This is a genomic window from Cryobacterium shii (assembly GCF_004402595.1).
Taxonomy (GTDB): Bacteria; Actinomycetota; Actinomycetes; order Actinomycetales; family Microbacteriaceae; genus Cryobacterium; species Cryobacterium shii.
In genome coordinates this window covers 19,581-40,232 of the sequence record NZ_SOFY01000011.1, presented here as the reverse complement: position 1 = coordinate 40,232, position 20,652 = coordinate 19,581, and the positions used below count along the sequence as shown (strand labels likewise).

Genomic DNA, 20,652 nt, shown 5'->3' with positions numbered 1-20,652 from the left:
GTCTTGGAGAACCTAACCGTTGGCTGTGTGCGGCTCCGCGCTTGAGAGGTCCTGATGTTCACGAAAATCCTTGTTGCCAACCGCGGTGAAATCGCGATCAGGGCCTTCCGGGCCGCCTACGAGCTCGGCGCGAAAACGGTCGCGGTGTTCCCGTTCGAGGACCGCAACTCCCTGCACCGGCTGAAGGCCGACGAGGCGTACCAGATCGGCGAACCGGGTCACCCGGTGCGTGCCTACCTCACGGTGAGCGAGATCATCCGGGTGGCCAAGGAGAGCGGCGCCGACGCGATCTACCCCGGTTACGGCTTCCTGTCCGAGAACCCGGAGCTGGCCCTCGCCGCCCGGCAGGCCGGCATCACGTTCATCGGCCCGGGCGAGCATGTGCTCGAAATGGCCGGCAACAAGGTCACCGCCAAGGAGCACGCGATCGCCGCCGGGGTGCCCGTGCTCAAGTCCAGCGCGCCCTCCCGCGACGTCGACGAGCTGATCGCCGCGGCAGAGGAGATCGGCTTCCCGATCTTCGCGAAGGCCGTCGCGGGCGGCGGCGGGCGCGGCATGCGCCGGGTCGCCCAGATGAGCGAGCTGCGCGGGTCCCTCGAAGAGGCCATGCGCGAGGCGAACAGTGCCTTCGGCGACCCGACGATGTTCCTGGAGCAGGCGGTCCTCCGGCCCCGCCACATCGAGGTGCAGATCCTGGCCGACTCCACCGGCGAGACCGTGCACCTGTTCGAGCGGGACTGCTCCGTGCAGCGTCGCCACCAGAAAGTGATCGAGATCGCTCCCGCGCCGAACCTGTCCGACGAGATCCGCCAGCGGCTCTACGCCGACGCGGTCGCCTTCGCCCGGTCGATCGGCTACGTCAACGCCGGCACCGTCGAGTTCCTGCTCGACACGGTCGGCGAACGTGAGGGCCAGCACGTGTTCATCGAGATGAACCCGCGCATCCAGGTCGAGCACACCGTGACGGAAGAGGTGACGGATGTCGACCTCGTGCAGTCCCAGATCCGCATCGCGGCGGGCGAGAGCCTTCGCGACCTCGAACTGACCCAGGACAAGATCCAGCTTCGCGGGGCCGCGCTGCAGTGCCGCATCACGACGGAGGACCCGACCATGGGTTTCCGCCCGGACACCGGCAAGATCACCACGTACCGCTCGCCCGGCGGCGCCGGGATCCGGCTCGACGGCGGCACGATCAACCCCGGCGCCCACATCAGCCCCCACTTCGACTCGATGCTCGCCAAGCTCACCTGCCGTGGCCGTGACTTCCCGTCCGCGGTCACCCGCTCCAAGCGCGCCCTGGCCGAGTTCCGCATCCGCGGCGTGTCCACGAACGTCTCGTTCCTGCAGGCCGTCCTCGACGACCCCGACTTCGCGGCCGGCAACCTCAGCACCTCCTTCATCGACGAGCGGCCGGAGCTCCTGCGCGGTCGGGCATCCAAGGACCGCGGGACCAAGATCCTGAACTGGCTCGCCGACGTCACGGTGAACAAGCCCAACGGGGTGCCGATCACCCTGCTGAACCCGGCCGAGAAGCTGCCGAAGCTCGACCTGGCCGAGCCGGCACCTTCCGGCTCGCGCCAGCGACTCCAGCTGCTGGGCCCGGCCGGCTTTGCCGCCGCGTTGCGCGCCCAGACGGCCCTGGCCGTGACCGATACCACGTTCCGCGACGCTCACCAGTCGCTGCTGGCGACCCGGGTGCGCACCCGCGATCTCGTCGCCGTGGCGCCGTACGTGGCACGGATGACCCCGCAGCTACTTTCGGTCGAGGCCTGGGGCGGCGCCACCTACGACGTGGCCCTGCGTTTCCTCGGCGAAGACCCGTGGGAGCGGCTCGCGTCGTTGCGGGAGGCTCTGCCCAACATCAACCTGCAGATGCTGCTGCGCGGGCGGAACACGGTCGGATACACGCCGTACCCGACCGAGGTGACCGACGCGTTCGTGCGGGAGGCCGCCGCGACCGGTGTCGACATCTTCCGCATCTTCGACGCCCTCAACGACGTCTCCCAGATGCGCCCGGCCATCGATGCCGTGCTCGCGACCGGATCATCCGTCGCCGAGGTCGCGCTCTGTTACACCGGCGACCTGCTCGACCCGGCGGAGAAGCTGTACACCCTCGACTACTACCTGCGGCTCGCCGAGCAGATCGTCGAGTCGGGCGCGCACGTCCTCGCGATCAAGGACATGGCCGGCCTGCTCCGGCCCGCGGCCGCGGAGAAGCTCGTCACCGCTCTCCGGGACCGGTTCGACCTCCCGGTCCATGTGCACACCCACGACACCCCGGGCGGCCAGCTGGCCACCCTGCTGGCGGCGGCACGCGCCGGCGCCGACGCGGTCGACGTGGCCAGCGCCCCGATGGCCGGCACCACCAGCCAGCCCTCGGCATCCTCTCTCGTCGCCGCGCTGGCCCATACCGAACGCGACACTGGCATCTCGCTCAAGGCCGTCTGTGACCTCGAACCGTACTGGGAAGACGTGCGCCGGGTCTACCACCCCTTCGAATCGGGCCTGCGGGCGCCGACCGGGCGGGTGTACACCCACGAGATCCCGGGCGGGCAGCTGTCCAACCTGCGCACGCAAGCGGTCGCCCTCGGCCTCGCCGACGACTTCGAACTGATCGAGGACATGTACGCCGCGGCCAACGACATCCTCGGCCGCGTGCCCAAGGTGACGCCGTCGTCCAAGGTGGTCGGCGACCTCGCCCTCTACCTGGCCGCGGTGCGCGCCGACCCCGCCGACTTCGCGGAGAACCCCGGCAACTACGACGTGCCCGACTCGGTCATCGGCTTCATGGCGGGGGAGCTGGGTGACCTGCCCGGCGGCTGGCCGGAGCCCTTTCGCAGCAAGGTGCTCGCCGGACGCACCGTCCGCATCGGCGTGACCGAGCTGACCGCGGACGAGCGCGGCGCCCTGAACGGCGACAGCCTCACCCGCCGCGCCATGCTCAACCAGCTGCTGTTCCCCGCTCCGACCAGGCAGTTCGAGCAGATCCGCGAACTGTTCGGCGACCTCTCCGTACTGGACACCGTCGACTACCTCAACGGGCTGCAGCAGGGCGTCGAGCATGCCGTCGAAATCGACAAGGGCGTGCGACTCTACGTCGGCCTCGAGGCCATCGGCGAGCCGGATGAGAAGGGCATGCGCACGGTCATGACGACCCTGAACGGCCAGCTGCGCCCGGTGTTCGTGCGTGACCGCAGCATCACCGTCAGCAGCAAGGCGGCGGAGAAGGCGGATGCGAACCGGCCGGGCCAGATCGCCGCGCCGTTCTCCGGAGTGGTGACCCTCAAGGTCGAGGAAGGCGCCTTCGTCGAGGCCGGTGAGAGTGTCGCCTCGATCGAGGCCATGAAGATGGAGGCCGCGATCACCTCGCCCATCGCGGGCGTCGTCGAGCGCGTCGCGATCCCGAAAACGCAGCAGGTCGACGCGGGGGATCTGCTCGTGGTGGTGCTGCCGCGCTAAGATTGGGGCCGATCTCCGACGAAGGGGCTGATCTTTTGTCCGAAAAGCGCACAGGCGCCGAGGGTTCCGGTCGGGAACCCTCGGCCGTGCCGCTCACCCAGCCGGGTGACGAGTACCACAGCGAGCTGCCGCCGCACACGATCGTGAACCTCGCGGCCGCTCTGCCGGCCTCGGCGCCGGTTGCCGCCCGCAGGGGACCTGTCGGCCTGTCCCGTCCCGCCGACGCACCCAGCCACCCGACGACCCACACGATCGAAATCAGCACCCCGGCCGTGCCCCGTGCCGAGCGCTCCTCGGCGGCCGTCACCGGCGCCGTGCGGGCCCTGTCCGCACCCGCCGCCGAGACCGCGACCCAGCAAACCCGCCGTGACCGGCTCCGCCCCGAAACGAGCTCCTCGCCCGAATCCGCCGCGATGCTCACCTCCGACCGCCTGCTGGCGGTCAACCGGCGCACCAAGCCGCCGCCCCGCGGCGCCTGGAACACCTTCGTCTTCGCGGCGACCCTGCACCTGGTGAACCTGGGCGATTCCGCCCGGGTGCGGGCGCAGAAGGAACTCGACGACCGCATCCGCAAGGAGTTCGACGGCGGCACCCGCTTCGTCCCGATCCTGACCCGCAAGGGCGGCGTGGGCAAGACGACGGTCACCGCACTCCTCGGCATGGCCCTGGCGGATGCCCGTGAAGACCGGATCATCGCCATCGACGCCAACCCGGACCGGGGCACGCTCTCCGAGCGCGTGACCAAGCAGACGCGTTCCACCGTGCGCGACGTGGTCACGAAGGCCGCATCCATCGGCGGCTTCACCGACTTCTCCGCCCTGGTGTCCCGGGACGCCACCCGGCTCGACATCCTCGCGTCCGACACCGACCCGCTCCTGTCGGAGGCCTTCGACGAGGACGACTACAACGTCGTCGCCGACCTGGCCGCCCGGTACTACTCGATCATGCTCACCGACTGCGGCACGGGAATCGTGCACTCCGTGATGCGGGCGACCCTACAGCGTGCCGATTCGATCGTCATTGTGTCCGGCGGCAGCGTCGACGAGGCCCGGCTGGCCTCGGAAACCCTGACCTGGCTCGAGGCGAACGGCTACGGCGACCTGGTGCAGAACGCCATCGTCGCGCTCAATACGGCGACCCAGGGCACCAACCTGGTCAAGCTCGAGGAGATCGAGTCGCACTTCCGGTCCCGGGTGCGGGAGATCGTGCGGATCCCCTGGGACCCGCAGCTGGCCGCGGGAAGTGTCATCTCGTTCGACGATCTGAAGCCGATCACGCGGCTCGCCGCCCGCACCCTGGCCGCCATGGTCGTGGAAGGCCTTCCGGCCGACCGCGGCGTGTGATCGCCACGGGCTGCTCTTCCCTCGCCCCTTGCATCCCCTGTACCAACGACTTGGAGTTCCACTGTGCCTGAGCGCCAGATCCGTCTCTTCGGAGATCCCGTCCTGAAGACCGTCTCCGACCCGATCGTCACCATCGACTCCCGGGTGGAGAGCCTGGTCGAGGACCTGCTCGACAGCGTGCTCCTGCCCGGGCGGGCGGGGGTCGCGGCGTCACAGATCGGCGTCAACCTGCGGGCGTTCAGCTACAACATCGACGGCAAGATCGGGTACATCCTGAACCCGGTCCTGGCCGAGGTCTCCGGCGAGCCCGAACTCGTGGAGGAGGGCTGCCTCTCCGTGCCCGGCCTGTGGTACCCGACCCGGCGCTACCCGTTCGCCCGGGTGACCGGTGTGGACCTGGACGGGGACGCCGTCGAACTCTCCGGCACCGGCATCATGGCGCAGGCGCTGCAGCACGAAACCGACCACCTCGACGGCTTCCTCTACCTCGACCGCCTCGACAAGGAGAACCGCCGGGCGGCCATGAAGGAAGTCCGCGAGTCCACCTGGTTCTGATCGATACCGGTCGGGTCCGGGCGGACCCGACCAGAACGCGTCCGGCTACCCGGCCTGGCTGTACACCTAGCCCTTGACCGGGGTCGTCCCGGTCACCGGGGCGCCGATATACATGGCCTCGATGGTGTCGGCGAAGTCCCGCAGGATGATGTCCCGCTTGATGCTGAGCTTCGGCGTGAGATAACCGTTGTCCTCGGTGAGCTCCGTCGAGAGCACCGTGAACTTACGGATCGACTCGGCCCGGGACACATGGTCGTTGGCGTGGTCGATCGCTCGCTGCACCTCGGCGAGAACCTTGGTGTTGACGGATGCCTCGGCGACCGACATGCCCGCATCCTCGCCGTTGTTGTTCAGCCAGACCGCAAGCATGTCCGGGTCGAGGGTGACGAGAGCGGCGATGAACGGCTTGCGATCGCCGACGACGACGACCTGGCCGATCAGCGGGTTCGAACGAATGGGGTCCTCGAGCGCGGCCGGGGCGACGTTCTTGCCACCCGCCGTGACGATGATCTCCTTCTTGCGCCCGGTGATGGTCAGGTAACCCTCACTGTCGAAGTCGCCGATGTCACCGGTGCGGAGCCATCCGTCGTTGAAGGTGGCCGCGGTCGCCTCCGGGTTCTTCCAATACTCCTTGAAGACGTTGACGCCCTTGACCTCGATCTCGCCGTCGTCCATGACCCGAACGGAGACGCCGGGCAGGGGCGGCCCCACGGTTCCGATCTTGAACTGGGCGGGGCGGCCCACGGTGGTTGGGGCGGTGGTCTCGGTCAGCCCGTAGCCTTCGAGGATCTTGATGCCCAGGCTGTGGTAGAAGTGGCCGAGGTGCATGCCGAGGGGGGCCGAACCGGACACGGCGTACTTCACGTTCCCGCCCATGGCGGCGCGCAGCTTGCTGTAGACGAGCCGGTCGAACAGGGTGAACCGGATCTTCATCATCAGGGGAACGGGCTTGCCCGCGTTGACCAGCATCGAGTGGTCGACGGCCGTTTGGGCCGCGGTCTCGAAGATCCTGCCGCGCCCGGCGGCGAGCGCCTTCTGTTCGGCGGAGTTGTAGACCTTCTCGAAGACCCGGGGCACCGCGAGCAGGAAGGTCGGTTTGAACGTGCCGAGGGATTCGAGCAGCTTCTTGGTGTCGGGCTGGTGGCCCACGCGCACACCGGCGTGCACGCAGAGCACGGAGATGAACCGGGCGAAGACGTGCGCGGTGGTGATGAACAGGAGCGTCGACGCGCCATGCTCGTCGGTGAGCACCTCGTCCAGCGCGACGGCCGCGTTGCGGCTGGTCTCGACGAAGTTGGCGTGGGTGAGCACGCAACCCTTGGGCCGGCCGGTGGAACCGGACGTGTAGATCAGGGTGGCCATGTCGGCGCCCACCGCGAGGGAGCGGCGTCGCTCGATTTCCTCGTCCGGCACGTCGACCCCGGCAGCCCCGAGCTTGTCGAGGTCGCCGAGATTGATCTGCCAGACGCGCTGCACGCTGGGGAGCTCGGGGTGCACCTCATCGAGGCGGGAGAAGTGCTCCGGGGTTTCCACGATCACGGCGACGGCGTCGGAATCGCCCAGGATCCACTGGATCTGGGTGGGGGAGCTGGTCTCATAGACGGGGACGAGCACGGCGCCGGCGAACCAGGCGGCGAAGTCGATCAGCGTCCACTCGTAGCGGGTCTTGCACATCAGCCCGATCTTGTCGCCGGGCTGGATGCCGGCGGCGACGAGGCCCTTGGCCAGGGCGATGACCTGTCCGTAGAACTGGCTGGTGGTCACCGGGAGCCAGGCGCCGTTCTGCGGCAGGGAGAACAGCACGGACTCCGGGGTTGCCGCGAGGCGGTCGACGAGCAGGTCGGTGACGTTGGCTGCGGGATCCGCAGGAACGATTGCGGGCAGATCGAACTGTTTCACGGTAACTCCTCTGGTACCGGGCGGGCATTTCCGACCACTCTATCCGCGTGGGACGAATGAGGCTGGTGTTTCGCCGTGCGGTGTGTTGACTCAGTACACTCTAAAGGGCATGCTTCGGCACTGCCGCTCGCTCGGGGGCCTGATTCCCCTGTTCCCCCTACGAAAGAAGAATGCTGTGCACGCCATTGGGATTGACATCGGCGGCACAAAAATCGCCGCGGCTCTCGTTGACGAGTCCGGTTCGATCATCCGTTCGGACCGTCGTCCGACGACCGCGAGCGATCCGCGCGGCATCGAGGATGCCGTCGTCGAGATGATCACGGAACTCGCCGCCGGTGAAGAGGTCGTCGCCGCCGGCATCGCCGCGGCCGGCTTCATCGACGCTGCCCAGTCCACCGTGTATTACGGGCCCAACGTCAATTGGCGCCACGAGCCGCTTAGAGCCACGCTCGAGGCGCGGCTCGACATGCCGATCCTGATCGAGAACGATGCGAACGCCGCGGGCTGGGCGGAATTCGTCTTCGGCGCCGGTCGCGGCTACAGCGATATGGTGACGCTCACCATCGGCACCGGCGTCGGCGGCGCGATCATCTCCGGCCACCGGCTCTTCCGCGGCGGCTTCGGCTGCGCGGCGGAGCTCGGGCACCTGCGAGTGGTGCCGAATGGGCGACTGTGCGGCTGCGGCGCGCACGGCTGTATCGAACAGTACGGCTCGGGCCGGGCCCTGCTCCGCATCGCCACCGAGCTGGCTGACGCCGGCGGAATCGGTCTCGGGCTCGCCGCCGCGCGGGAGCGCAAGGGCAAGCTCACCGGCAAGGAGGTCGGCCGGCTGATCCAGGAGGGCGACAACGGCGCCCTCGCCGCCCTGCGTCAGCTCGGCGGGTCCCTCGGCCAGGCGTGCGCCAGTCTCGCGGCCGTGCTCGACCCGCAGTTGTTCGTCTTCGGCGGCGGAGTCGCCGCTGCCGGTGAACTGTTGCTGGAGCCGATCCGCGCCGCGTACCTCGAAAACCTGCCGGCCCGGGGCTATCACCCCGAGGCGGAATTCGCCATCGCCCAACTCGTCAACGACGCCGGTGTCGTGGGCGCGGCCGACCTCGCGCGGAAACACGTCTTCGCGCAGTAGGCTGTGCCGGTCACCGAGGGAGGCAACGATGTTCTACTGGTTCATGAAAAACATTGTCATCGGCCCTCTGCTGCTGGCGATCTTCCGGCCCTGGGTGGTCGGTCTCGAGAACATCCCCAAAGAGGGCGGTGTCATCCTCGCGAGCAATCACCTGTCGTTCATCGACTCGGTTTTCCTCCCGCTGGTCGTACCCCGGCGGGTTGTCTTCCTGGCGAAAAGCGAGTACTTCACCGGCAAGGGACTCAATGGCTGGGCCACGCGCCAGTTCTTCAAGGCGACCGGCCAACTGCCGATCGACCGGTCCGGCGGCAAGGCGTCAGAGGATTCCCTGAACACCGGGCTGCGCATCCTCTCCGGCGGCGGCGTGCTCGGCATCTACCCGGAGGGAACCCGCAGCCCCGATGCCCGGATGTATCGGGGCCGCACGGGCGTTGCCCGGATGCTGCTCGAAGCCGAGGTGCCCGTGGTGCCCGTCGCGATGATCGACACGGAGAAGGCCATGCCCACCGGCACGCGCATCCCCAAGGTGCGCCGGATCGGCATCGTGATCGGCAAGCCCCTGGACTTCACCCGGTTCGCCGGCATGGAGGGTGACCGCTTCGTGCTCCGCTCCGTGACCGACGAGTTGATGTACGAGCTGCAGGCGCTGAGCAAGCAGGAGTACGTGGACGTGTATGCGACCAGCGTGAAGGAAAAGCGCGCGAGCCTTTCGCGATAAGATCGCTCCATTGCCTTGTGGCCGATTCCGGCCACCAAAGCCATCGTTCGGTGCGGAGTTGTGCGCGCCGGCCCAGAGAAAACAGGAATAGCCGCGTGGTAGACCCAACCGAACCAGTCGTCGTCGCAGATCGATCTGTGGTTGCCGGCCTGGACTATTGGCGCACGCTTCCGATCAAGCAGCAGCCGACCTGGCCGGATGCGGACGCGGTCGCCGCCGCGTCCGCCGAGCTGTCCGCGCAGCCGCCGCTGGTGTTCGCCGGTGAGGTCGACATCCTGCGGGATCGCCTCGCGGAGGCCGCCAGCGGCCACGCGTTCCTGCTCCAGGGCGGGGACTGTGCCGAGACCTTCAGCGGCGCGACCGCCGAGCAGATCCGCAACCGCGTCAAGACCGTGCTGCAGATGGCCGTCGTCCTGACGTACGGCGCCTCGATGCCCGTGATCAAGATGGGGCGGATGGCCGGCCAGTTCGCCAAGCCCCGCTCCAGTGACTTCGAAACCCGCGGCGGCGTCACCCTGCCCGCCTACCGCGGCGACATCGTCAACGGCTACGATTTCACCCCCGAATCGCGCGAGGCCGACCCGGCCCGCCTGGTCAAGGGCTACCACACCGCGGCATCCACCCTCAATCTGATCCGCGCCTTCACCCAGGGCGGTTTCGCAGACCTGCGCCAGGTGCACAGCTGGAACCAGGGCTTCGCCGCGAACCCGGCGAACCAGCGCTACGAGAAGGTGGCCAAGGAGATCGACCGTGCGATCAAGTTCATGATCGCCTGCGGGGCCGACTTCGAGGCGATGCGCCGCACCGAGTTCTACACCAGCCACGAGGGCCTGCTGATGGACTACGAGCGCCCGATGACCCGGATCGACTCCCGCACGGGCACGCCGTACAACACCTCGGCCCACTTCATCTGGATCGGCGAACGCACCCGCGACCTCGACGGCGCCCACGTGGACTTCCTCTCCCGGGTGCGGAACCCGATCGGGGTCAAGCTCGGCCCGACCACCTCCGCCGACGACATGCTGCGCCTGGTCGACAAGCTCGACCCCAACCGCGAGCCCGGCCGCCTCACTTTCATCACCCGGATGGGCGCCGGCAAGGTCAGGGATGCCCTTCCGCCCCTGCTCGAGGCGATCAAGGCGAGCGAGGCCAAGCCGCTGTGGGTCGCCGACCCGATGCACGGCAACGGCGTCACGACCCCCACCGGCTACAAGACCCGTCGCTTCGACGACGTCGTCGACGAGGTGCGCGGCTTCTTCGAGGCGCATCGCAGCGTCGGGACGCACCCGGGCGGCGTGCACGTGGAACTCACCGGCGACGACGTCACCGAGTGCCTCGGCGGTTCGGAGCACATCGACGAGGCCGCGCTGGCCACCCGGTATGAGTCGCTCTGCGACCCGCGCCTGAACCACATGCAGTCTCTGGAACTGGCCTTCCTGGTCGCCGAGGAACTCGCCGCCCGCTAGTCCCACCCCAACGCCGCGGCGCCACAGTGCCCGTTCCGGTCGAGAGTACCCGTTCAGCCGGGCACTCTCGACCGGAACGGGTGCTCTCGTTTGCCTGCGAACCGACCGGCTATGGCCGGTCCCGGACCCGCATCCACCGGTCCTGAGGCCGGAGTCGGCGAACGAATTCGACGGATATATCGCTCTAAAAAGGCACTTTTGGCCGGTTTCGGGCCGATTCGGGCAGAATCTCCGTCGAATTGGTTCAGGGCGGGCGGAGCAAGCGGCCGAGAACCGCGCCGGCTCGGCGGTGCGAGCGGTGCGAGCGGTGCGAGCGGGCGGACGGACCGTGAGGGCGAGCGGGCGGGTGACGAGGGGGAGAAGCCAGCAGGCTAGGCCAGGGAGCCAGCCAGGCTGATCGTTGATCCCTTGGGGGCCAGTGTGCCGGCCGCGGGGTCCGTCGACTGCACGACGATCGCGAAGCCGGGAGTGTCCCAGAGCGCGTTGTACTTGAGCTTGAAGCCCAGGTCGGTGAGGATCTTCTTGCCCTCGCCCCACGACTTGCCGACGACGTTGGGGACCTCGACCGGGGCCGGCCCCTTCGACGTGGTCAGCGTGAACGTGTCGCCCGCGCGCACCGGGCCGTCCTTGGTGGGGCGGGCGCTGATGACGTCACCGTCGGCGACCGAGTCGCTGAATTCCTCCCCGCCGGCGGTGACGAGCAGTCCCTTGTCGCCGAGGGCTGCCGTCGCGTCGTCGACCGACTTGCCCGACACGTCGGGTACGGCGCCGAGTGAGAGCACGAGGTTGACGTTCATACCCTCGAAGTAGCCTCCGCCCGGGGAGACGTCGCCGCCATCGCTTTCGCGGCTCGCGGAGATGACGAGGCCCGCATCGACGTCGGCGTCGAAAACGGAATCCGTGCTGCCGATCGCGGCCTTGAGGTCGGTGACGGCGGCGGTCGCGGCCTCCTGCGTGAGTCCGGCCAGCGCCGGAAGCGTGATGGGCTGCGGACCCTGGGAAACGCGGAGGGTCACCGTGCTGCCCTTGGCGATCCGGGTGCCCGGCTCCGGGTCGGTGCTGGAAACGAGGCCGGCGGCGATCGTGCCGCTGTATTCCACGTCGCGCGCGGCTTCCAGGCCGAGTTCGGCCAGTTGGGAGGTCGCATCCTCCGGGCTGGCCGAGGTGAGGCTCGGCACCGGAACCTGTGACCCGGGGCCGCTGCCGAAGTACCAGCCGCCGCCGCCGGCGAGGGCGGCGAGCAGCAGGACCAGCGTGAACAGCCAGTAACCCTTGCGCTTGCGCTTGCGGGCCTTGTCGGTCAGGACGACGGTGTTCGCCGGGCCGGAATCACCGGCCGAGGGGAATGCGGAGGCGTTATGGGGAGCCCCGGCCGCCGCGAGCACCGTGGTAGCGGCGAGCGGCGCCGCCCCGAGGATCTGAGTGTCGGCGTCGGCCACTCCGGCGGCCATGCCGGCCCCGCGGGGCATCACCATGGTCTCCGCCTGCCCGGACCCGGTCGCCGCGGGGCGCACCAGTTTGTCCAGGTCGAGCAGCTGGTCGAGCATGACCCGGGCATCACGGGGGCGCTGCTCCGGGTCGCGGGCGGTGGCCCAGAGCACCAGCTCGTCGAGCTCGTGTGGAATCGTCGGAATCCGCGTGCTCGGCATGGGGACCGTGTCATTGGCGTGCTGGTACGCGATCTGCATGGGCGCCTCGCCCACGTACGGCTGCTCTCCGGTGAGCATCTCGTAGGTCATGATGCCGAGGGCGTAGATGTCGCTGCGGGCGTCCGCGATTCCCCGGGTGACCAGCTCGGGGGAGAGGTAGGCGATGGTGCCGAGCAGGGCCTGGCCGGTGGCGGTGTTGTTGTTGACGGCGCGGGCCAGGCCGAAGTCGCCGATCTTGATTCGGCCGTCGTCGGCCAGTAGCACGTTCTCCGGCTTGAGGTCGCGGTGCACGATCCCGGCCTTGTGCGCGGCTGCGAGCCCGCTCAGTACTGCCTCGAGGATGTCCATGGTCTGCTCGCTGGTGAGCCGTCCGTAGTCTTTGAGCAGGTCACGCAGGGTGATGCCCGGTAGGTACTCCATCACCAGGTAGGCCATGTCGGCGTCCTGGCCCTGGTCGTACACGTTCACCACGTTCGGGTGCGCGAGCCGTGCGGCGGAACGGGCTTCCTGCACGAAGCGGGCCTTGAACGTATTGTCGTCAGCCAGATGTCCGTGCATGATCTTGAGCGCTACACGGCGTTCCAGTCTCAGGTCGGTGGCGACGTAGACGGTGGCCATGCCGCCGCGGGCGATCCGGGAGCGCACCTGATAGCGGCCGTCTATCAGACGGCCGATCATCGGATCGGCAGAGGTATCGCTCACTAGTCGAGTCTAGGGATCGTCCGGGGCCTCGGGCTGCCAGGACACCCGGTAGTCAGGGTTTTGGGGGGATGTTCCGGGTCAGCCGAGCTCGGCCAGCCAGGCCCGTGCGGATGTCTCCCACTTGGCGTAGTGGTCGGGGTAGGCCGAGATCTGCACGGCCTGGGCCGCCTGGGTCACGGTCATCGATTCCCAGCCGGCGATGTCGAGCAGACCGCGGGTGACGCCCGCGTTCGGGTTTCCGTCCCCGCCGAAGAAGGCGAGGCTGGCCCGGACGGGGTCCAGTACCTGCTCGGTCGTGCCCCAGCCCGAACTCGGGCGCTGTTGGAACAGCCCGAGAGAGTCCCGGTCGCCGTAGGCCACGTTCCGGAGGCCCGATTCCTGGGCGGCGGCAGCCAGGGCCACGACGAGGCCCGAGTCGCTGACTCCCGCCTGGCGACCGACGAGGATGATCGTCTCCGCGTTGCGGCGCATGTCATCGGTGAGCGGCGTCACCACGCCGAAGATCGCCGTCGGCTCCGGCAGGGTCGGGGCCGAGGGCGCCACGGCTTCGAGCGGGAGCGCCGACGCCGACGCCGACACCGACGGGGACGACGAGAAGGGGACGGCCAGGACCTGGCCGGGATAAATGATGCTGGACCAGCCCAGGCCGTTGGCGTCGAGGACCGCCTGCACCGACACGCCCGCCGCGGCAGCGATGGCCCCGATGGTGTCGCCGGCCGCGATGGTGTGCGAGCCCGGAGCCGTGGCGGCGGTGGCCGAAGGCGGGGGAGCGGCCACGGTGGCGGGCGCTGCCTCGCCGGGTCCGGGCAGCACGATCGCCTGGCCGGGGAAGATGGTGCTGTTGCCGTCGAGGCCGTTGGCGCTGAGGACGGCGCCGGTGGAGAGACCGTGCGCGGCGGCGACGCTGCTGATGGTGTCCCCGTCCCGGATCGAGTACTTCGCGATGTCGGCCGGGGCCGGTGCGGAAGCTGCCGGCTTCGCCTGGCCGAGGATCAGCGTCTGACCGGGGAAGATGCTGGCGGACCAGCCCAGGCCGTTGAGGGCGAGCACGGATGCCGTGGACAGCCCGAACCGACCGGCGACGCCGCTCACGGTGTCACCTTCGACCACCTGGTACTGGCCGGGGGCGGCCACGCCGGAGGTGCCGGGGGCCTGCCGCGCGAGGTCGGCGGGCGGCGAGGGCAGGTTGCTCCTGCTCTTGACGGGCTTCTTCGCCAGGGTCGCCGCGTCCGCGGGCGACGCCAGGTTCAGGCTGATCGCGATGGTGCTGATCAGAACGAGGGGAACGGTAGCCAGGATGCCCAGTCCCCGGCGGGTGCCGGACGATGCCTGGCGGTGCCGGCCTTCGGCGGGCGACGGCGGCGCGTTGGTGCTGATCCTGCTGGCTTTTGCCGACATGGGACTCCTCGTCCTGATTGCGTGCCCAGTCACGCTGACACAGATGACTATTAGAGTCAAACAGTGTGGCCCCTGTTATGGGCGTCAACACGCGCAAAAAACCGGCGCGGGGTTTGTCGAGTCCTGGGAATCATGGGAGGCTGGAACCGTGACCGAATCGTTTTCAGATCAACTGTGGCTGTCCATTCCCGACCTCGTACGGGAGCTCGGCGTCAGCCAGAGCCGCGTACGCCAGCTGATCGATGACAGGCAACTGCTCGCGGTCCGGCGGGACGGCGGCCCGCTCCAGGTTCCGGCCGCGTTCATCAAGGACGGCGCGCCGCTGCCCGAGCTGCGCGGAACGCTGATCGTGCTCGCGGACGACGGCTTCACCGACGAGCAGGCCATGGACTGGCTCCTCGAGGTCGACGCCAGCCTCGGAGTTCCCCCGATCCAGGCGCTGCTGGCCGGCCGCAAGGCCGAGGTGCGACGCGTCGCCCAGGCCCTCGCCTGACCCCTTTGTTTCTCTGACCCGGCCGGGTCAGAAGGCGCGCCGGGTCACCGTTTCCGCCAGCTCGACCAGGCGGCCGGTGACCTCGGCGCCGATCGGTGATCCCTCGAGGGCGGCGAGGGCCTCGGCGACGTGGGAGGCGATCAGATCCTCGATCGCTTCGACGGCGCCGCTGTCCGTGATGGCGGCCTGCAGCAGCGCGATCTGGGCGGGCTCCAGCAGGGAATCCCCGAGGAGCGCGTCCAGGTGCCGCCGGCCTGCGTCGGGCATGGCCTCGCGGGCCAGTGCGATCAGGACCGTGCGCTTTCCCTCGCGCAGGTCGTCGCCGCTCGGCTTGCCGGTCACGGATGCGTCCCCGAAGACCCCGAGGAGGTCGTCGCGCAGCTGGAACGCGATGCCCAGCGGCAGCCCGAAAGCCCGCAGGGCGTCCAGGTGATCCCGTCCGGCGCCGGCCAGGGCCGCGCCGATGACGAGGGGTGCCTGCACGCTGTACTTGGCGGACTTGAAGACGATGACCCGCAACGCCCGATCGAACAGCTCGGCTTCGGGCTGGGTCAGCCAGGCTCGCTCTTCGAGAATGTCGAGGTACTGGCCGGCGGTGACCTCGGTGCGCATCCGGTTGAATTCGTCCCGCGCGTTCCGGGCGGCCGACGAATCCGGCGCGAGCTCCAGACCCTCGTCGAGCAGCTCGTCGCTCCAGCCCAGGAGGAGGTCGCCCAGCAGGATGGCAGCGGCCCGGCCGAACTCGAACCGGCTGCCCGCCCAGCCGTTGTCGCTGTGCATCCCCTCGAAGAGTTTGTGGGCCGAGGCGGCTCCTCGACGGGTGTCCGAATTGTCGATGATGTCATCGTGCACCAGTGCGGCGGCGTGGAAGATCTCCAGGGCCGCGGCGGCGGAAATGACCGCTCCGAGCCGGCCCTCGTCCGGCACGGATGCGCCGGTCCCGGGGCCCCCCGCGCCGGTGCCGACACTCTGCCAGCCCCAGTAGCAGAACAGGGCCCGGAAGCGCTTGCCACCGCTGAGAAACTGCCGTGAGAAGTCCACCAGGGGCGTCAGATCCGGGCTGATGCTGGTCACAATTGGTTGACGGGTTTTGAGGAAATCGTCGATGCGAGAATGAACCAGATCGATCAGTTGATTGCTTTCAGCCACCTGCCTAGCCTAGCCATCCCGGCGGGGTTAGAATCGGGGAGTAAACCGCTCGATCCCAAATAGGAGGAATGAGATGCCGCTTTCTGAACAAGAGCAGCGACTCCTCGAAGAGATGGAGCGCGGCCTATACCACAACGACGCCGACTTCGTGGCGAACGTCGGAGGCTCATCCCTCCGGCCCAACTACCGCTCGATCGCTATCGGAGTTCTGGCTGCCGTCGCCGGAATCGGTGGCTTGATCGCCGGTGTGGCCCTGCAGCAGTTGTGGATCGGCATCTTGGGCTTCGTGGTCATGTTCGCCGGCGTCCTGATCGCGACCACCCCGGGCAAGTCGGGCCGCCGCATGACCGGTCCTCCCCGTCGCCAGCCGACGCAGCGCACCGCCGACCGCGGATTCATGGACCGCATGAACGACCGCTGGGACCGCCGCCAGGACGGCCAGCAGTAACACCAACCGCAGCAACGCCAACCGCAGCAACACAAACCGCAGAGAACAATCGGGCCGATCATCTGATCGGCCCTTTTTTTTGTGCCCGAAAACGGCCCGGGGATGGCGGGACCGGTGCCCAATGACAATTTTCCCTCCACCGGACCAGCCCAGTGTTTGTGCGGGTCAGTGGGGAAAATATCTCGAGTTTTCTCGGTTATTTCCGACTTTGTGGATGAAAGTGGAGTAAAGTGGAGCAAGACCTGGAACTTGGCCGGAAGAGAAGGGGTGATGAATGTTTCTCGGGACCTACGCACCCAAGCTCGACGAAAAGGGGCGCATCATCCTCCCCGCGAAGTTCCGCGACGAGTTGGCCACCGGGATCGTCATGACCCGTGGGCAGGAGAACTGCCTCTACGTCTTCACGACGCGCGAGTTCGAGGCGTTCCACGAGAAGCTCAGCCAGGCACCGCTCACGAGCAAGCCCGCCCGTGACTACGCCCGTGTGATGCTGTCGGGTGCGAGCGCCGAGATGCCGGACAAGCAGAACCGGGTGACCATCCCGGCCCACCTGCGCAGCTTCGCCGGACTCGACCGCGAGCTCACGGTCATCGGTGCGGGCACCCGGGTCGAAATCTGGGACAGCGCGGCGTGGGAGACCTACCTCGCCGAACAAGAAGCCTCATTCGCAAACATCACGGAGGAGGTGATTCCGGGACTCATCTAGCTCCTGGCGCCTGACTCCCAGCCGTTCTGCCTGACACACTTCCCCGGTGGCAGGAACGAATGGATGGGGATCAGGACTCAGGGTCTGACCCGGATTATGGCCATCAACGACATCCACACCCCAGTACTGCTCGAACGCTGCGTCGAGTTGCTCGGCCCGGCGCTGGAGCGCCCCGGCGCGGTCCTCGTCGACGCCACCCTCGGCATGGGCGGGCACGCCGAGGCGTTCCTGCAGCGCTTCCCCGGGCTGACCCTGGTCGGACTCGACCGGGACCTCGACGCCCTGGCCATCGCCGAGGAGCGGCTGAAGCCGTTCCGCGACCGGATCCACCTCGTGCACACCATCTACGACGGCATCCAGGACGCCCTGGCCGGCCTCGGCATCACGGAGGTGTCCGGTGTGCTCTTCGACCTGGGCGTGTCCTCCCTGCAGCTCGACCGGGTCGAGCGCGGGTTCTCCTACTCCAAGGACGCGCCCCTGGACATGCGCATGGACAACACCAGCGACCTGACCGCCGAGCGCATCCTCGCCACCTACAGCGAGCAGGAACTGCGCCGGATCTTCCACGAGTACGGCGAAGAGAAACTGGCCGCACGCTACGCCAAGGCCATCGTCGAAGCTCGGGAAACGACGCCGTTCGTGCGCTCCGCCCAGTTGGTCGCCGTCATCACCGCCGTCACCCCGGTCGTCGTCCAGCGCGCCGGCCACCCGGCGAAACGGGTCTTTCAGGCGCTGCGCATCGAGGTGAACCAGGAACTCGCCGTGCTCGAACGCGCGATCCCGGCGTCGCTCGATGCGGTCTCCGTCGGCGGCCGCATCGTCGTCATGGCCTACCAGTCCCTCGAAGACCGGATCGTCAAGAAACTGCTGGCCAAGGCCTCCAGCTCCAGCGCCCCGGCCGGCCTCCCGGTCGAGCTGCCCGAACACAAACCACTATTCAAGCTTCTGATCCGCGGCGCCGAAATGGCCTCGGAAGACGAAAAAGCGATGAACCCGCGTGCCACGTCGGTTCGACTTCGCGCCGCCGAGCGACTGAGGAGAGCAGCATGAGCGACAACCTCGCACGCGCACCACGACCGAACTGGGCGACCGAGCCCGCCGCCGCGGTGGAGGAACGCCGCCACATCGAGATCGTGTCCTCGAGCAGCCAGCGCCGGGCCCGACCGAAGATCGTCTACGCCCTCTCCGCCGTCACCGGCGTCTCACTGATCGTGCTCGCCCAACTGCTCCTCAGCGTCGGGATCTCCCAGTCCGCCTACGAGGTCTCCCGGCTCCAGGCCAGCCAGGTCGAACTCGGGCGCACCGCGGAGAGCGTGACCGAAGACCTCGTGCGGTCGTCCTCGCCGCAGAGCCTCGCGGCCAACGCGGAGGCCCTCGGTATGGTCAGCAACTCCAACCCGGTCTACCTCCGGCTGTCCGACGGCGCCGTGCTCGGCGCTCCGGCCTCGGCCGCCGGCAGCCAGGGCGGCGCCGCCAGCCTGGTGCCCAACTCCCTCCTCGCCGGGGTGCCTCTCGTGACCCAGCTGCCGCAGGGCAGCGGCCAGGGTGCCAGCGTGGGCGGCGCGGTGGCCCCGGCCGCCGCGCCTGCCGCAGCTCCGGTCGCCTCGACGGCCACGCCGAACGGACTGCCGACGCCCGCGACCCGGTAACGGTTAGGCTGTTCCGGACCGCGGTCTCGTTCCAGCACGCTCGCCCGCCGCTCACCTCCAGAACCCGCCAAACCAGTGGCCCCGGCCGCAGTAAGGACTCACAGGTGGCGAGCAGCACCCGGTCAGGCAGACGGCGCATCGCAGTGACGGTCGTGCTGCTGTTCGCATTCGTCGCCGTGTTCGTGGTCCGGCTGGTGGACATCCAGATCGTGCGCGCCGACACGCTCAACGCCGACTCGCTCGGCAACCGATCGGTCGAGCAACCCGTCTACGGCTCCCGCGGCGACATCGTCGACGCCAACGGCGTGGTCCTGGCCGGCACGGTCATGCGCTACAACATCACCCTGTCGCCACGGAACGCGGCCGAATTCGAACGCACCACCGACGCCGGCAAGGTGACCGTGACCGTCGCCCAGGCCGCGGCCGAGGTCGGCGCCCTCACCGGGCAGTCCGGGGACGCCATCCTCAAGATCATCGCCGACGCCCTCGCCGAGAACAAGGACTCCGACTACGCCTTCGTCGCCCGCGCGGTGGACGTCTCGGTCTTCCGGGCCATCGACAAGCTCGAGATTCCGTGGATGTACGCCGAGAAGAATCCCAGCCGGGTCTACCCCGACGGCGCCGTCGCCGGCAACCTGGTCGGGTTCGTGTCGTCCGTGGGGGAGGCGCAGGCCGGGCTCGAGCTCGGCCAGGACGCCTGCCTGGCCAGCAGCAACGGGATCGAGACCTACGAGAAGGGCGCCGACGGTGTTCGCCTGCCGCAGAGCACGGTGACCACCAGGCAGGCCGAGAACGGCGGCGACGTCGTCACCACGATCGACTCCGACCTGCAGTGGTACGTGCAGCAGGTGCTGGCCAAGCAGGCCATCGCGACCGGGGCGGCGTGGGGCAACGTCGTCGTGCAGGAAGTGAAGACCGGCAAGCTGGTGGCTGTGGCGGACTACCCCTCGGTGGACCCCAACAACGTCAACGGCACCCCGAACCCCGACGACCGCGGGTCGCGGGCGTTCACGGCCTCCTTCGAACCGGGCTCGACGTTCAAGGCACTCACCGCGGCATCCGTGCTCGATGCGGGCGTGGCCACGCCGTACAGCAAGGTCGTCGCGCCCTACCGGTACCTCCCGGCGAACGGTGCCAACGTGAACGATAGCTCCGGCCACGCCGACCTGAACCTCACCCTGACCGGCGTGCTGATCGAATCCTCCAATACCGGGATGTCCAAGTTCGGCGAGATGATCAGCGATGAGCAGCGCTACGACTACATGACCAAATTCGGGATCGGCGCGGTCACCGAATCGGGCTTCCTCGCCGAGGACTCCGGCATCCTGCACCCGTGGCAGGACTGGGACAACCAGACCAAGTACGCGACCATGTTCGGGCAGGGTCTGACGACCACGGCACTGCAGGTGTCCAGCATCTACCAGACGATCGGCAACAACGGGGTACGCATGCCCGTGCAGCTGGTGGCGGGCTGCCGGCACGCCGACGGCACCATGACCGAGGTCCCGCCGACGACCGGGACACCGGTGATCTCGGCCACCGCCGCGCGCGACACCGCCGACATGCTCGAGATGGTCTACCAGAAGGGCTGGCTGGCCGCGAAGTGGAACATTCCCGGCTACCGCGTGGCCGCCAAGACCGGCACGGCGCAGATGCCGGACGGGCAGGGAGGGTACACCAAGGGGTACCTGGTGTCGGTCTCCGGCTTCGCCCCGGCCGACGATCCGCAGTACGTCGTGTCCGTCAGCCTCGCCGATCCTGTTAAACTGAACTCTTCGGCGGCATCTGCTCCGGTCTTCCAGGAGGTCATGAGCCAGGTGCTGAAGAAGTACCGGGCGGTTCCATCGGGCGCCACCGCGCCTGCCCTTCCCGGTACCTGGTAAGAAAGCGAGCCC

Annotated in this window: 16 protein-coding genes; 12 read left to right on the top strand and 4 right to left on the bottom strand. The window is 68.4% G+C overall.

The features are described from left to right. Nucleotides 1-54 precede the first annotated feature (54 nt). The 3 genes from E3O49_RS01910 (at nt 55) to E3O49_RS01900 (ending at nt 5,357) form a co-directional block, all read left to right on the top strand. Nucleotides 55-3,459 carry a pyruvate carboxylase gene (locus E3O49_RS01910; protein WP_134367446.1) on the top strand — a complete coding sequence of 1,135 codons (3,405 nt, stop codon included), beginning with the start codon at nt 55-57 and terminating at the stop codon, nt 3,457-3,459. 35 nt (nt 3,460-3,494) lie between these two features. Then, a complete protein-coding gene (locus E3O49_RS01905) occupies nt 3,495-4,802 on the top strand; it encodes a MinD/ParA family ATP-binding protein (protein WP_244285236.1) in 1,308 nt (435 codons plus the stop codon). A gap of 63 nt (nt 4,803-4,865) precedes the next feature. Beyond that, on the top strand, nt 4,866-5,357 hold the full coding sequence (locus tag E3O49_RS01900) for a peptide deformylase (RefSeq protein ID WP_134450907.1): 492 nt from the start codon (nt 4,866-4,868) through the stop codon (nt 5,355-5,357). Nucleotides 5,358-5,423: 66 nt separating this feature from the next. Here E3O49_RS01900 and E3O49_RS01895 read toward each other — a convergent pair whose 3' ends face one another. Further along, the gene (locus tag E3O49_RS01895) at nt 5,424-7,256 is read right to left on the bottom strand and encodes an AMP-dependent synthetase/ligase (protein ID WP_134367442.1); all 1,833 of its coding nucleotides are present in this window, start codon (nt 7,254-7,256) and stop codon (nt 5,424-5,426) included. Nucleotides 7,257-7,431: 175 nt separating this feature from the next. Between E3O49_RS01895 and E3O49_RS01890 the strand changes: the two genes are divergently transcribed. The 3 genes from E3O49_RS01890 (at nt 7,432) to E3O49_RS01880 (ending at nt 10,563) form a co-directional block, all read left to right on the top strand. Further along, nucleotides 7,432-8,379 (top strand): ROK family glucokinase, encoded by a 948-nt coding sequence (locus E3O49_RS01890; RefSeq protein ID WP_134367440.1) that lies wholly within the window; start codon nt 7,432-7,434, stop codon nt 8,377-8,379. 28 nt (nt 8,380-8,407) lie between these two features. Continuing rightward, nucleotides 8,408-9,097 (top strand): lysophospholipid acyltransferase family protein, encoded by a 690-nt coding sequence (locus tag E3O49_RS01885; protein WP_134367438.1) that lies wholly within the window; start codon nt 8,408-8,410, stop codon nt 9,095-9,097. A 95-nt stretch (nt 9,098-9,192) separates the two neighbouring features. Continuing rightward, entirely contained in the window at nt 9,193-10,563 is a 1,371-nt protein-coding gene (locus E3O49_RS01880; RefSeq protein ID WP_370261575.1) for a class II 3-deoxy-7-phosphoheptulonate synthase, read from the top strand. A 371-nt stretch (nt 10,564-10,934) separates the two neighbouring features. Here E3O49_RS01880 and pknB read toward each other — a convergent pair whose 3' ends face one another. Further along, a complete protein-coding gene (gene pknB, locus E3O49_RS01875; protein WP_134367436.1) occupies nt 10,935-12,914 on the bottom strand; it encodes a Stk1 family PASTA domain-containing Ser/Thr kinase in 1,980 nt (659 codons plus the stop codon). Between the two features lie 78 nt (nt 12,915-12,992). After that, complete coding sequence (locus tag E3O49_RS01870; RefSeq protein ID WP_134450905.1) at nt 12,993-14,312, bottom strand: LysM peptidoglycan-binding domain-containing protein; 1,320 nt, start codon at nt 14,310-14,312, stop codon at nt 12,993-12,995. Between the two features lie 148 nt (nt 14,313-14,460). Here E3O49_RS01870 and E3O49_RS01865 point away from each other — a divergent pair, with 148 nt between their 5' ends. Further along, nucleotides 14,461-14,805: an Rv2175c family DNA-binding protein gene (locus E3O49_RS01865; protein ID WP_134367432.1), complete on the top strand. Its 345-nt coding sequence runs from the start codon at nt 14,461-14,463 to the stop codon at nt 14,803-14,805. A gap of 27 nt (nt 14,806-14,832) precedes the next feature. Here E3O49_RS01865 and E3O49_RS01860 read toward each other — a convergent pair whose 3' ends face one another. After that, nucleotides 14,833-15,954, bottom strand: a complete 1,122-nt coding sequence (locus E3O49_RS01860) for a polyprenyl synthetase family protein (protein ID WP_134450903.1) — start codon at nt 15,952-15,954, stop codon at nt 14,833-14,835. A gap of 73 nt (nt 15,955-16,027) precedes the next feature. Here E3O49_RS01860 and E3O49_RS01855 point away from each other — a divergent pair, with 73 nt between their 5' ends. The 5 genes from E3O49_RS01855 (at nt 16,028) to E3O49_RS01835 (ending at nt 20,640) form a co-directional block, all read left to right on the top strand. Next, entirely contained in the window at nt 16,028-16,402 is a 375-nt protein-coding gene (locus tag E3O49_RS01855; RefSeq protein ID WP_134367428.1) for a DUF3040 domain-containing protein, read from the top strand. 274 nt (nt 16,403-16,676) lie between these two features. Continuing rightward, entirely contained in the window at nt 16,677-17,108 is a 432-nt protein-coding gene (gene mraZ / locus E3O49_RS01850; RefSeq protein ID WP_134367427.1) for a division/cell wall cluster transcriptional repressor MraZ, read from the top strand. A 96-nt stretch (nt 17,109-17,204) separates the two neighbouring features. Then, a complete protein-coding gene (gene rsmH, locus E3O49_RS01845; protein ID WP_134367513.1) occupies nt 17,205-18,158 on the top strand; it encodes a 16S rRNA (cytosine(1402)-N(4))-methyltransferase RsmH in 954 nt (317 codons plus the stop codon). Next, nucleotides 18,155-18,757, top strand: a complete 603-nt coding sequence (ftsL, locus tag E3O49_RS01840) for a cell division protein FtsL (RefSeq protein WP_134450902.1) — start codon at nt 18,155-18,157, stop codon at nt 18,755-18,757. The genes rsmH and ftsL overlap by 4 nt, the downstream gene beginning before the upstream one ends. A gap of 104 nt (nt 18,758-18,861) precedes the next feature. Next, nucleotides 18,862-20,640 carry a peptidoglycan D,D-transpeptidase FtsI family protein gene (locus E3O49_RS01835; RefSeq protein ID WP_241975795.1) on the top strand — a complete coding sequence of 593 codons (1,779 nt, stop codon included), beginning with the start codon at nt 18,862-18,864 and terminating at the stop codon, nt 20,638-20,640. Nucleotides 20,641-20,652 lie beyond the last annotated feature (12 nt).

Coding starts and splice junctions, on each gene's coding strand:
- mraZ (WP_134367427.1), top strand. CDS start 16,677: ATGTTTCTCGGGACCTACGCACCCAAGCTCGACGAAAAGGGGCGCATC.
- rsmH (WP_134367513.1), top strand. CDS start 17,205: ATGGCCATCAACGACATCCACACCCCAGTACTGCTCGAACGCTGCGTC.
- E3O49_RS01910 (WP_134367446.1), top strand. CDS start 55: ATGTTCACGAAAATCCTTGTTGCCAACCGCGGTGAAATCGCGATCAGG.
- E3O49_RS01885 (WP_134367438.1), top strand. CDS start 8,408: ATGTTCTACTGGTTCATGAAAAACATTGTCATCGGCCCTCTGCTGCTG.
- ftsL (WP_134450902.1), top strand. CDS start 18,155: ATGAGCGACAACCTCGCACGCGCACCACGACCGAACTGGGCGACCGAG.
- E3O49_RS01870 (WP_134450905.1), bottom strand. CDS start 14,312: ATGTCGGCAAAAGCCAGCAGGATCAGCACCAACGCGCCGCCGTCGCCC.
- E3O49_RS01855 (WP_134367428.1), top strand. CDS start 16,028: ATGCCGCTTTCTGAACAAGAGCAGCGACTCCTCGAAGAGATGGAGCGC.